The sequence below is a fragment of the Nitratireductor sp. OM-1 genome (assembly GCF_003296175.1).
GTDB lineage: Bacteria > Pseudomonadota > Alphaproteobacteria > Rhizobiales > Rhizobiaceae > Nitratireductor > Nitratireductor aquimarinus.
The window spans coordinates 824,340-836,817 of the sequence record NZ_CP029209.1; the positions used below are offsets into that span (position 1 = coordinate 824,340).

Sequence of the window (12,478 nt, forward strand, 5' to 3'; positions counted from 1 at the left end):
GCTCATCGCCGGATGAAACTTGGAAGTCGGCATGCGCGGCGCTGGGCCGCGCATGCCGGTTCGGTCAGGCCGTGATCAGTTGCCGAGAATGCTGTTGATCTCGCCGGCAGCGGCATCAAGCGTGGCCTTGGCCTCGCCATTGCCCAGATAGATGGTCTGGACCGCATCCGACGTGGTTGCCGCGATCTCCTCCCAGCCGGCGATGACCGGTGCAAAGCGGGCGTCCGGCAGAAGCGCGGTGAACTCCTTCAGATCGGCATTGTCGGCAAAGGCCGGCTGTGCCGCGACTTCCGGATTGACCGGCAGGAAGCCCTCGCCGGAGGTGAACTTGGCGCGCCATTCGGTGGTGAACAGCTGATCGAGGAACTTCCAGGCCAGATCCTTGTTCTCGGAATTCTCGAACATGATGATGGAATCGGTCACGCCATAGGTGCCACGGTCACCCTCGGGACCGGCCGGAATGGCCGCCACGCCATATTTGAGATCCGGCGCTTCTTCCTTGATCTGGTTGGAAAGGAACGGCGCGGTGATCATCATGCCGACCTTGCCCTGCTTGAACAGGTTCTGCACGTCCTCACGATTGTAGGAGGTGACGCCCGGCTGCGTTGCGCCGGAATCGATCAGCGACTTGTACATTTCCGCCGCCTTGTAGCCGGCATCGGTGTCGAGGCCGGACGTGCCGTCTTCTTCCACCAGCTCGCCGCCATAGGCCCAGAACGCATAGTAGAAATAGACGTCCGTCTCGATTTCCTTGCCCTGAAGTCCGAAGCCGGCAATATCATCACCCAGCGCGCCGATCTTCCTAGCTGCCTCGGCAAGCTCATCCCACGTGTCGGGAACTTCGGTAATGCCGGCCTGCTCGAACAGGTCCTTGTTGTAATACATGGCGCGGGCCGATGCGGCGACCGGCAGCCCATAGGTCTTTTCCTGCATCACCGAAGGCTCAAGGAAGACCGGGAAGAAGCGGTCTTTGAAGTCCTGAGTCATGTAATCATCGAGCGGCGCGGCAATGCCCTGATCCACGAAGTCGATCAGCCAGCGCGTGCCGATGATCGAGAGATCGGCATTGGCGCCGCCGGAAATATCGGTGGTCAGCTTTTGCAGAAGCACATCCCACGGCACCACTTCGACCTGGATTTCGGAGCCCGGATTGGCTTCCTCGAAGGCTTTTGCGGCTTCCTCGAAATACGGGCCGGTTTTCGAGCTGTATTCCGCAACGGTCACGCGCACGGTCTCTGCATGCGCCCATCCCATCGCGGCTAACAAAGCAGCGCCGGCAACGGCTGTCCTGAGTGCAGTCCTTTTCATGTCTGTCTCCCTGTTCCTCTCTTGGGTTCCTGTTCCATCTCCCGTTCGGGAGGCGGCGGCCTGACCTGTTTTCCCGGTTGCCTTCTCGGCGTGAGCGGCAATCTTTTATGTAATTTTTTTACAGAAATTCGCTTCTGGCAAGGAAAATCGCACAATCGTGTTGCTAAATTACGATTTTTCGGCAAGCTTTAGATGTCGGCTGGTGTAACTGCCGACGCCCCGTCTGCCTGTGAAACGAAAAACACGAGCACAAAAGCGGCGGACGAAACGAGCGAATGAATGGGAGTGCAATGATCGATCTTGGTGGCCAGAGAATCGTCGTAACGGGCGCGGCCGGTGGCATTGGCCGGGCCATGGTGGAGGTTCTGTCGGGTTTCGGAGCTTCAGTCGTCGCGTGCGATCTGGATGAGGCTGACTTATCGTTCGACGGCGTTGCCGAGGCGCAGCGTTTCGACCTGCTGGACGATAAAGCGGTCGAGGCGGCTGCAAAACGGATCTGCGAAAACGGGGTCCCTTCCGCCATCATCTCCAATGCCGGGTGGACACGCGCCGAAACGCTGGATGATGTCACGCCCGAAGCGCTGACCCATGAGCTGAACCTCAATCTGCGCAGCGCGGCGCGTCTTTCGCAGGCGTTTCTGCCCGCCCTGCGCCAGCGCGAAGGCGGTGCGGCCTTTGTTTTCATCTCCTCGATCAACGCGCTTTCCCATTACGGCAACCCCGCCTATGCGGCTGCCAAGGCGGGGCTGATCGCCTGGATGCGCGCGGTCGCCACGGAAGAAGGCCGGAACGGGATCCGCGCCAATGCGATCACACCTGGTTCCGTTCGCACCATGGCGTGGGATCATCGCATCGAGCGCGACCCGGAGATTCTCGGCAAGGTCGGAGCGCTTTATCCGCTGCGCCGCATGGTGGAGCCCACGGAAGTGGCGCGCGCCGCCGCTTTCTTCGCCTCCCCGCTTTCAAGCGGCATCACCGGCACGGTGCTTCCCGTGGATGCAGGCATTTCCGCCGGAAACCTGCCCTTTCTCGAACAGATCGCCGGCTAAGGAGCCCCTTCATGGCTGAGTTGAAACTGACGGATATCTGCAAACGCTACGGCTCTCTGACAGTCATCGAGAAACTGTCTCTGGCCATCGACGATGGCGAGTTTGTCGTTCTGGTCGGGCCGTCCGGCTGCGGCAAGTCCACGCTTCTGCGCATGATTGCGGGGCTGGAAGCGATCAGCGCCGGCGACCTCATGATCGGCGGGGCGCGCGCCAACGATATCCCGCCACAGAAGCGGGACACCTCTATGGTGTTCCAGTCCTATGCGCTCTTTCCGCATATGAGCGTGCGCGACAATATCAGCTTCGGTCCGCGCGTGCGCGGCGAGCCCAAGGACGAAACGGAGCGCCGCATCAAGAAGGCGGCTGAGATTCTCAATCTTGGCGACTATCTGGATCGCAAGCCGGGACAGCTTTCCGGCGGTCAGCGCCAGCGCGTCGCCATGGGCCGCGCCATCGTACGCGATCCGAAAGTGTTCCTGTTCGACGAGCCCTTATCCAATCTCGACGCCAAGCTGCGCATCCAGATGCGCACCGAGATCAAGGCGCTGCACCAGAAGCTCGGCACCACCATCGTCTATGTGACCCACGACCAGATCGAAGCCATGACAATGGCCGACCGGATCGTTGTCATGAATGGCGGCAATATCGAGCAGGTGGGCACGCCGCTGGAGCTCTATGACAACCCCGCAAACACCTTTGTCGCCGGCTTCATCGGCTCGCCTGCCATGAGCTTCCTTCAGGCGCGGACGGAAAGCGCCGATGGCGCGCCGGTTGCCGTTCTGGGCGATGGCAGCAAACTGCCCATCGCCGCCGGCGCGGGCGACGGACGCCCGGTCACGATCGGCATCCGGCCTGAATCCTATGTGCGTGACCCGCAGGGACCGCTGGCGCTCAAAGTGGCGGTGGTGGAGCCGACAGGGCCGGAAATCCATGTGTTCGGAACGATTGCGGGCGAGGATGTGCGCGTCGTCCTGCGCGACCGCGATCTGCCGCGGCCCGGTGAGGAATTGCGGCTTGCGGTGCCCGTCGAGCACGTGCATCTGTTCGACCACGACAATGGCCAGCGACTGAAGGCAGCCTGAAAATGGACGAACGCGCGCCCAACGACACGGAACGTACGGTCGATATCATCGCCCGGCTGCAGGACCGGCTGGAGCGGGGGCGCGGCGCGGAAATTCGTCTGGTCGAGAGCATTCTGGCCGATCCGCATTTCGCGGCGCACGCGCCGATTGCGCAGATCGCCGAACGGGCGGGCGTGAGCGAACCGACCATCACGCGGCTGGCGCGGGCGCTCGGTTTCCCCGGCACGCGCGACATGCGTTTTCACCTTGCGCAGGCGCTCGCCATTGGCGGGGCCTATCTGCGCGAGCCGAGCGCGCCGGTGGAGGAGCTGCCGCTTTCCGGTCAGGTGGTCGCAAAGGTGGCGACCGGCGCACATGCCGCGCTCGACCTCATGTCGATGGCGCTGGCCGATATCGACCTGGAGCCGATGGCCCGCAGCATCAGCCGGGCAAGCCAGATCCTGATCTATGGCACTGGCGGCAGCTCGTCCTTTGCCGCCGTGGAATTGCAGAACCGGCTCTTTCGCCTTGGCCTGCACGTCACCGCCCACACCGATCCGCAATTGCAGCGCATGAGCGCTTCCGTTCTGGAGCCGAAAGCGGTGGTGATCGGGTTTTCCGTTTCGGGCCAGGCGCCCTCCGTCATGGATGCGGTGACCATCGCCCGCCAGTATGGCGCGCGGGCTTACGTGGTGACGACGCCCAACACGCCGCTGGCCGAGGCCGGCGACGCGCTTCTGCCGCTGACCTTCAAGGAAGACGGCAATCTCTACAAACCTTCCTCCATGCGGTATGCGCTGCTGGCGAGCGTCGACATCATCGCCATGGCGACGGCCCTGACGCTCGGCAAGAAGGTGCTTGAACCGCTGCGCCGCGTGCGCCATAGCCTTGCCAGCCAGAATATCCGCGATCCCGAACTGCCCATTGGAGACTGATGCCGTGCGCATTCTCGACCTGGAAACGCCGGCGGTGGTCATCGACCGCGCCAGGGCGAAAGCCAACCTTGTTCGTGCCCAGGCCTATGCCGACGAACATGGTCTGAAGCTACGCCCGCACATCAAGACGCACAAACTGCCCATGTTCGCGCAGCTTCAATGCGATCTGGGCGCAGTGGGCATTACCTGCCAGAAAATCGGTGAGGCCGAAGTGATGGCCGATGCCGGGATTACCGACATCTTCATCCCCTACAACATTCTGGGCGCGGGCAAGCTCGACCGGCTTCTGGCGCTGCACCGGCGCATCACCATCTCGGTCACCGCCGACAGCGCGGTGACGGTGGCGGGTTATGCTGCGCATTTCACCGATCCCGATCATCCCCTGCCGGTTCTCATCGAGTGCGATACGGGCGCGGGGCGCTGCGGCGTGCAGACGGTCGAAGAGGTCGTGACGCTCGCGAAAGAAATCGACGCAGCACCTGGCCTGCGCTTCGAAGGCTTGATGACCTATCCGCCGCGCGGGAAACTCGCCGAGGTGGAAGAATGGCTGAGCGAGGCCATCGCTGCACTTGAGAAAAACGGCCTCAGGGCGAACACGGTTTCCAGTGGCGGCTCGCCCGATTTCTACGAGGCGGGAAGCGTGAAGAGCGCGACCGAGCACAGGCCCGGAACCTATATCTATTCAGACCGGATGCAGGTGGCTTTCGGCCATGGCACGCTGGAAGACTGCGCATTTACGGTGCTTGCCACGGTGGTGAGCCGCCCGACGGAGAACCGCGCGGTCATCGATGCGGGCTCCAAGGCGCTCGCCGCCGACCTCGCGCCCGTGCCCGGCCATGGTCACATCGTGGAATATCCCGATGCGGTGATTACCGGGCTCAGCGAGGAGCACGGCGTCATCGATCTTTCAGGCTCTGCCAAAAAACCTGAAATCGGGGAGAAAGTGCGCATCATTCCCAACCATGTCTGCCCGGTGTCCAACCTCTATGACGAGGTGAACCTTGCCGATGGCGACACCGTCACCGAGACCGTTCCGGTCGCTGCGCGTGGCCGCCTGACCTAGAGCAATTCCAGGAAAAGTGGGGACGCTCTAGACCCTGCCCCCAAACCCCATCATCAAGACGGAGGAGCTGATGAACTACGACAAGAATCCCTTTCCCGAAGGCGACGCCGACCGTCATTACTTATGGGAGATGCTGGTGCGGCGCGATATCGACGCGTTCCTCTCGCAGGACTGGTCGATGGTGGAAGGGGATTTTGCCGAAGACCGGTTCTTCGGCATGCACGCGCATTTTCTGAGCGATGCGGATTCCTGGCGGCTTCAGTTTCCCAACGTCGAGACCTATCGCGACGAGTGGTTGCGTCAGGGCAAGGAAACGGCGGCCACTGCGTTTGCCGAGCCGCTGCGCGAAGCCCTGTTCCGTGTTACCAACATGCGCGACATCGACATCGATGGCGACCGCGCGGTGCTGCACAAGAAGTTCAACGGCATGGTTGCCAAGGCCGACGGCACCGTCGACCGGCTGAACTGGCAAACGCTCTATTTCTGCTCGAAAATCGACGGGCGCTGGAAGATCACCGGCTTTGTCGGTTACATGCCGAACCCGCTTTGCGCCTGATTTTCAGAAACTTGCGCTAATTTTTTCAAGCGCCGTCGGGCCTCTCGCCCGGCGGCGCTTTTTGTCAGAGGCGCTTGCCGGTCTCGGCATCGAAGAGATGCGTCATGCCCTTCTGGATGGCGAGCGGCAGCGTGTCGCCGGGAGCGACCTGCGCGCTGCCGGACAGCCGGGCGATCAGTTCGCCGCCCGCGCCATTTGCGCCGGACAGTTTGCCGTGAGCAAGCGTGTCCGCACCAAGCGTTTCCACTGCGGTGACCGACAGGTTGAGCGTGGCCTCATCCGCCGAAACAAGCTGCAGATGCTCCGGGCGCACGCCGAAGAGAACCGGCCGGCCAGCTTCTGCGAGCTGGGCGTCGAGCGCCAGCTTGCCGCCGCCTTCCAGCTCAAAATCCGAGCCCGAGACGCTGCCCTGCAGAATGTTCATGGCCGGCGAACCGATGAAGCCGGCGACAAAGCGCGTGGCCGGACGCTCATAGACATTCATCGGCGTGTCGATCTGCTCGGCAATGCCGCCATTCATGACCACCAGCCGATCGGCCAGCGTCATGGCTTCCACCTGATCATGCGTCACGTAGAGCGCGGTGGTGCCCACCGAGCGCTGCATCTGCTTGATCTCGAGACGCATCTGCACACGCAGCTTGGCATCGAGGTTGGAAAGCGGCTCATCGAACAGGAAGACGGCGGGATTGCGCACGAGCGCGCGGCCCATGGCGACACGCTGGCGCTGACCGCCGGAAAGGGCGCGCGGCTTGCGGTCGAGATAGGGCTCGAGCTGCAGCATGGTGGCGGCCTTGTCGACCCGCTGGCGGATCTCGTCCTTCGTCTTGCCGGCAATCTTGAGGCCATAGGCCATGTTGTCGAACACGCTCATATGCGGATAGAGCGCGTAGTTCTGGAACACCATGGCGATGTCGCGCTCGCGCGGTTCCAGATCGTTGACCAGCCGGCCGTCGATTTCCATCGTGCCGCTGGTGATGCGCTCAAGGCCTGCGACCATGCGCAGAAGCGTGGACTTGCCGCAACCGGAGGGGCCGACAATGACGATGAACTCGCCATCGGCCACATCGAGGCTTACGCCGTGAATGACCTCGGTCTTTGCGTAGGATTTGCGGATATCGCGAATGGAAATCGTCGCCATGCCGATTTCGGTCCTTCTATTTTTCTGTCTCGACGAGGCCTTTGACGAACAGGCGCTGCATGAAGATCACCACAGCCACCGGCGGCAGAACGGCCAGCATGGCGGCTGCCATGGTCACGGGCCAGTTGCCGTAGTCATCGGCGGTCGGCATCATCTGCTTCAGACCCATCACGATGGTGTTCATCTCCGGCTTTGTGGTGATGAGCAATGGCCAGAGGAACTGGTTCCAACCGTAGATGAAGAGGATCACGAACAGCGCTGCGATGTTGGTCACCGAGAGCGGCAGCAGGATGTCCTTGAAGAAGCGCAGCGGCCCCGCGCCATCGACGCGCGCAGCCTCCACCAGCTCGTCCGGCACGGTCATGAAGAACTGGCGGAAGAGGAAGGTGGCGGTTGCCGAGGCGATGAGCGGCAGGATCAGGCCGGTATAGGAATTGAGCAGGCCAAGCGAGGCCACGACCTCATAGGTCGGCACGATACGCACTTCCACCGGCAGCATGAGCGTCATGAAGATCGCCCAGAAGGCGAGCATGCGGAAGGGGAAGCGGAAATAGACGATTGCATAGGCCGACAGGATGGAGATCGCGATTTTGCCGATCGCAATGCCCATGGCCATGATGAACGAGTTGAACAGCATGCGCCCGACAGGCGCGGTCACGCCCGAAGCCAGCGCCTCGCTGTAATTGTCGATGAGATGCGGCCCGGGCAGCAATGGCATGGGCGGGCGGATGATATCAAAATGCGTCAGCGTCGAGCCGACGAAGGTGAGATAGATCGGGAAGCAGACGATGGCGATGCCGATGATCAGCACCGCATGCATCAGAATGGTTCCAAAACCCCGTTTTTCGACCATGATCCGCCCTCCTCAGTAATGCACGCGCCGCTCGATGAAGCGGAACTGGATGACGGTCAGAATGCCCACGACAACCATCAGGATGACGGACTGGGCGGCGGAGGAGCCGAGGTCCTGCCCGACGAAACCGTCGGAGTAGACCTTGTAGACGAGAATGGTGGTCGACTGACCGGGGCCGCCTGCGGTCATCGTGTGAATGATGCCGAACGTCTCGAAGAAGGCATAGACGATGTTGACCACCAGCAGGAAGAAGGTGGTGGGCGACAGAAGCGGGAAGATGATCGTGCGGAAGCGGTGCCACTTGCCCGCGCCGTCGATGGCGGCAGCCTCGATCAGGCTCTTCGGAATGGCCTGCAGACCGGCCAGGAAAAACAGGAAATTGTAGCTGATCTGCTTCCACGCGGCAGCGAGGATGACAAGCGACATGGCCTGACCGCCATTGAGAACCGGGTTCCAGTCGATGCCGATGGCCTTCATGTAAAAGGCGATGACGCCGATGGAGGGCTGGAACATGAACAGCCACATCACACCGGCAACGGCAGGCGCGACGGCATAGGGCCAGATCAACAGCGTCTTGTAGGTCCCCGCGCCTTTAATGACCTGATCGGCCATAACGGCGAAAAGCAGCGCGACCGACATGGAAACCACCGTCACGAAGAAGGTGAAGACCGCCGTCGTGATGAACGACTTGAGATAATACGGGTCGCTGAAGAGATATTCGAAGTTCGAGAACCAGACGAACTGCGCGCCCAGACCGAACGGATCAGGCAATAACAGCGACTGGTAGAGAGCCTGCGCGGCAGGCCAGAAGAAAAAGACAATGGTCACCAGAAGCTGCGGCGCAAGCAGCAGATATGGCAATAATCGATTGTCGAAGGTAACGCGTTTTTCCATGGGCCGACCAAATGATACGGGGCCGGCAGCTGTTGTGCCGGCCCCGCAATTTTACAAGATTAGCGCGTCGACTGCTCGAAGCGGCGCAGCAGCTGGTTGCCGCGGTTCACAGCTTCGTCGAGTGCGGTCTTGGCGTCTTTCTCACCCTGCCATACGGCTTCCAGTTCCTCGTCGATGATGGCGCGGACCTGATCGAAATTGCCGAGGCGGATGCCCTTGGAGTTGTCCGTCGGAGCCTTGCCGGTCATCTGCAGGATGGCGATGTCGGTGCCCGGGTTCTCGTCGTAGAAGCCCTGCTCCTTGGTCAGCTCGTAAGCGGCGGTGGTGATCGGCAGATAGCCGGTGTCCTGGTGCCACTGAGCCTGCACTTCGGCGCTGGAGAGGTAGTTCAGGAAGTCGGCAACGCCGGCATATTCCTCGCCCTCATGGCCCGACATGACCCACAGCGATGCGCCGCCGATGATCGTGTTGAAGGGCGCGCCTTCCGCATCCGCCCAGTAAGGCAGGTTCGTCACCGTGAACGGGAAGTCGGCCTCGGCCTTCACACCGGCATAGCCAGCGGAGGATTCGGTGAACATGGCGCACTCGCCCGAACGGAAGCGCGCACCGCCCTCATTGCGGCGGCCGGAATAGCTGAACAGGCCGTCTTTCGCCCATGCGCCCATCTTGTCGATGTGCTTCACCTGCAGGTCGCCATTGAAGGCGAGCTCGGTGTTGGTGCCGGCAAAGCCATTGGCTTCCGTGGCAAACGGCACATTGTGGTAGGCGCTCAGGTTCTCAAGATGAATCCAGGACTGCCATGCCGTCGTGAGCGGGCACTCGGAGCCCGATTCCTTCAGCTTGACGAGGATTTCCTCGACTTCCGACCAGGTAGCCGGCTTGGTCTCGGGGTCGAGACCGGCAGCCTCAAGCGCGTTCTTGTTGATGTAGAGAACGGGCGTGGAGGAGTTGTAGGGCAGCGACAGCATCTCGCCGTCGGTGTTCGTGTAGTAGCCGGCAACCGGCGCGAGATACGCGCTCGGGTCGAAATCGGCTTCGGCTTCCGCCATCACTTCGTAGACCGGCTTGATCGCGCCCTTGGCAGCCATCATCGTCGCGGTGCCGACTTCGAACACCTGCAGGATGTGCGGCTGTTCGCCGGCGCGGAAAGCGGCGATGCCTGCGTTCAGAGCTTCCGAATAGTTGCCCTTGAGCGTGGCAACGACTTCATACTGGTCCTGGCTGGCGTTGAAGTCCGCTACCTGCTTGTCCAGAAGTTCACCGAGACGACCGGTGAAAGCATGCCAGAACTGGATCTGGGTTGCTTCGGCCTGTGCGACGCCGACCATTGCCGGCAGCGCCACCGTTAAAGCAGTCGCGGCGGAAAGCATTGCGCGAAATTTCATCTCTTATCTCCCTGTAGAGCTGGTCGCCGATTTTGAAACCGATCTCTCTTGACCAGCTATTGTTACCGTTGGATGACAACACCTGAAGAACAATATGTCTATACCTGTCGGACACAGAATTTTCATATTACTTTCATTTACCTTCGTTTTTGGCATAGCGAAAGAGGCATTCGATGCGGCGTTTTTGTCGCGCGTGCGGCGCGCGGAAGCACACTGCTTTCGCGTGTCACCGCGGCAGTGCGCATCAATTGGCAGGGTATTCAGACAATGCGCCTGGCAGCCACGACAATTGCATTTATTTAATTGTGGATGGCATTGCAGCCAGGCAGGGCGACAGAAAACAGCCGCCATCACATGGCGACAGCAGCCGTCTCACGGCCTGAAGGAACAACCGAATCGTCAATGCCATGAGCCGGCGCGCATGGGACGGCGTCGGTCCAGACAGCTAGAAACGCGCCGTTATGGAACCCTGCAGGTTCCAGTCACCGGCCTGCGTGTTTCCACCGTCACTGAGAGCAACGCCGGCTATGAAACTGGCTGAGAAGGTTTCGCCGACACTGTAATCGAACCCCACTCCAAGCCCGCCCAGCGTTGTGCTCCGGTCCGTGCTGTGATCGCCCCCGAAGCCGAGATCGGCGAAGAAGTAGGGGGACAGGCTGTCCTGAACGGGCGGAAGCCAGTCGCCCCCGACCCGGTCTCCCAGCAGCGAGATGTTCGGCAAACGCAGTTCGTTGCGCCAGATGATGCCGCTGTCCACGCTCACATCATCGTAATTGTAACCGCGCACCGCATAGCGCCCGCCAAGAGAGACGCGCTCGGTATCCGGCAGCGCCTCGCCGGCAAGGGTTCCCGAGAGTGAGGAAATCCAGGAGACCTGCGCCGGCAGTGGTGTGGCGCGGGTGAGATCCATGGCCAGGTAGGCATATCGAAGGTCATCGATACGACCGTTGGAAAACGGGTGCCAGCTGGCCATGTCGTTGCCGTGAAGCACGCCGCCCGGATTGGCTTTCACGCGCACATCGACGACCGTTTTGCCCCAGCGGTCTTCGAAATCCCCGCTCCAGCCCAGCACCAGCTGGAAAAGCTCCGCACTTCCCTCTGCCACCGACACGCCGTTGAACAATGTACGGCGTTCGAGACGCTTGAACTCAACACCGCCATAGATATCGCCCCAATAGCGTCCCGGCAGGATGTTGGAGACCGCCGACCGATAGATCACCGGCAGTTCGAACGTGGTGTTCTCAATGGTGAAAAAGCGGTTCGGCCGGTCGCTGCTCGCAACCAGGGCCGGGGCGATTTCCAGACTTTGGCGGGCGAAGGTCGGGATGGTCAATCTACCCGCATGACTGATGTATCCCGGATAATCACCCTCCCGCGGAATGATGATCCCCGGATCACTCCAGATGTCGTCGCTTGCCGTCATCTGATAGGAAATCCAGGGTGCGCCCGGCAGGGGCAGACGCGCAGAACCACCAAGGAAATAGCGGTCCCGCCCGGTGTCGCTTGAGCCGGAATTCGACCAGCCGGCAAAAACCTGCCAGGGCCGCTGCGTCCGGATCATGACGTCAAGATTGCTGAGCGCGGTGTCCTCGCCGGGCCGAAACACCCCTTCGGCGCGCCGGTATGGAGTGCGGTTCAGCCAGTTCAGATCCTCTTCCAGCGCCCGTGCATCGATTTTCTCTCCGCGCGCCGCGCGCAGCCCCTTCCGGATGCCCTCGGCTTCGCCGGGGGCGACGCCTTCGACCGTCACATCGCCTGTGCGAAACTCTATGACGCGAACCTGCAGCACACCGCTGGTGATTTCCTGTGGCGGCAGGGTGACGGAGACAAACGGGTAACCGGCATCCCTGTAGATGCTGGCGATTGCGGCCTGGATCCTGCCCGCCAGCGCCAGGGTCAACGGCTCGCCGATGAACGCGCCCAGTGCAGTCTCGGCGGCCTGCCGGTCGATGATCTCGATTTCCCCACCGACGCCTTTTGGCGGTGCAGCGGCAGCCTTATCGTCTTCTCCGATCAGATAAACGCCGGCGAGATCGACACCGAGTGGCGTCGTGTCCGTCGCACCGAACTCCTGTTCATCCACGCCGAGGGACACCGGCTCGCCCGGCGCGACCTGCGGCAGGTTGCGCTCGAGAGCCGACTGCGCAAAAGCTGCCGGATGAAGGAACAGGATGCCAGCGCTCAGTGCGATGGGCAGCGTCAGCAGATGCTGACGGATCGAAAACTCTGATGTCAT

At 61.5% G+C, this 12,478-nt stretch carries 11 protein-coding genes; 5 read left to right on the top strand and 6 right to left on the bottom strand.

From position 1 onward, the window contains the following. Window positions 1–75 precede the first annotated feature (75 nt). On the bottom strand, window positions 76–1,308 hold the full coding sequence (locus DEJ54_RS22990) for a sugar ABC transporter substrate-binding protein (protein ID WP_113157063.1): 1,233 nt from the start codon (window positions 1,306–1,308) through the stop codon (window positions 76–78). A gap of 275 nt (window positions 1,309–1,583) precedes the next feature. Between DEJ54_RS22990 and DEJ54_RS22995 the strand changes: the two genes are divergently transcribed. The 5 genes from DEJ54_RS22995 to DEJ54_RS23015 all read left to right on the top strand — a co-directional run bounded on the left by DEJ54_RS22995 (window position 1,584) and on the right by DEJ54_RS23015 (window position 5,972). Next, window positions 1,584–2,357, top strand: a complete 774-nt coding sequence (locus DEJ54_RS22995) for an SDR family NAD(P)-dependent oxidoreductase (protein ID WP_245447833.1) — start codon at window positions 1,584–1,586, stop codon at window positions 2,355–2,357. Window positions 2,358–2,368: 11 nt separating this feature from the next. Then, window positions 2,369–3,439 (top strand): ABC transporter ATP-binding protein, encoded by a 1,071-nt coding sequence (locus DEJ54_RS23000; RefSeq protein ID WP_113157065.1) that lies wholly within the window; start codon window positions 2,369–2,371, stop codon window positions 3,437–3,439. A 2-nt stretch (window positions 3,440–3,441) separates the two neighbouring features. Further along, window positions 3,442–4,353, top strand: a complete 912-nt coding sequence (locus DEJ54_RS23005; protein ID WP_113157066.1) for a MurR/RpiR family transcriptional regulator — start codon at window positions 3,442–3,444, stop codon at window positions 4,351–4,353. A 4-nt stretch (window positions 4,354–4,357) separates the two neighbouring features. Further along, window positions 4,358–5,416, top strand: coding sequence for a D-TA family PLP-dependent enzyme (locus DEJ54_RS23010; RefSeq protein ID WP_113157067.1), 1,059 nt, complete (start codon window positions 4,358–4,360; stop codon window positions 5,414–5,416). A gap of 70 nt (window positions 5,417–5,486) precedes the next feature. Continuing rightward, on the top strand, window positions 5,487–5,972 hold the full coding sequence (locus DEJ54_RS23015) for a hypothetical protein (RefSeq protein ID WP_113157068.1): 486 nt from the start codon (window positions 5,487–5,489) through the stop codon (window positions 5,970–5,972). A gap of 64 nt (window positions 5,973–6,036) precedes the next feature. Here the strand turns inward: DEJ54_RS23015 and DEJ54_RS23020 are convergent, their stop codons facing one another. The 5 genes from DEJ54_RS23020 to DEJ54_RS23040 all read right to left on the bottom strand — a co-directional run bounded on the left by DEJ54_RS23020 (window position 6,037) and on the right by DEJ54_RS23040 (window position 12,478). Further along, window positions 6,037–7,110, bottom strand: a complete 1,074-nt coding sequence (locus DEJ54_RS23020) for a sn-glycerol-3-phosphate import ATP-binding protein UgpC (protein WP_113157069.1) — start codon at window positions 7,108–7,110, stop codon at window positions 6,037–6,039. Window positions 7,111–7,126: 16 nt separating this feature from the next. Then, complete coding sequence (ugpE, locus tag DEJ54_RS23025) at window positions 7,127–7,963, bottom strand: sn-glycerol-3-phosphate ABC transporter permease UgpE (protein ID WP_113157070.1); 837 nt, start codon at window positions 7,961–7,963, stop codon at window positions 7,127–7,129. A 12-nt stretch (window positions 7,964–7,975) separates the two neighbouring features. After that, on the bottom strand, window positions 7,976–8,857 hold the full coding sequence (gene ugpA, locus DEJ54_RS23030) for a sn-glycerol-3-phosphate ABC transporter permease UgpA (RefSeq protein WP_113157071.1): 882 nt from the start codon (window positions 8,855–8,857) through the stop codon (window positions 7,976–7,978). A 59-nt stretch (window positions 8,858–8,916) separates the two neighbouring features. Beyond that, window positions 8,917–10,242, bottom strand: a complete 1,326-nt coding sequence (gene ugpB / locus DEJ54_RS23035; protein ID WP_113157072.1) for a sn-glycerol-3-phosphate ABC transporter substrate-binding protein UgpB — start codon at window positions 10,240–10,242, stop codon at window positions 8,917–8,919. 445 nt (window positions 10,243–10,687) lie between these two features. Continuing rightward, window positions 10,688–12,478 carry a ShlB/FhaC/HecB family hemolysin secretion/activation protein gene (locus DEJ54_RS23040; protein WP_245447834.1) on the bottom strand — a complete coding sequence of 597 codons (1,791 nt, stop codon included), beginning with the start codon at window positions 12,476–12,478 and terminating at the stop codon, window positions 10,688–10,690.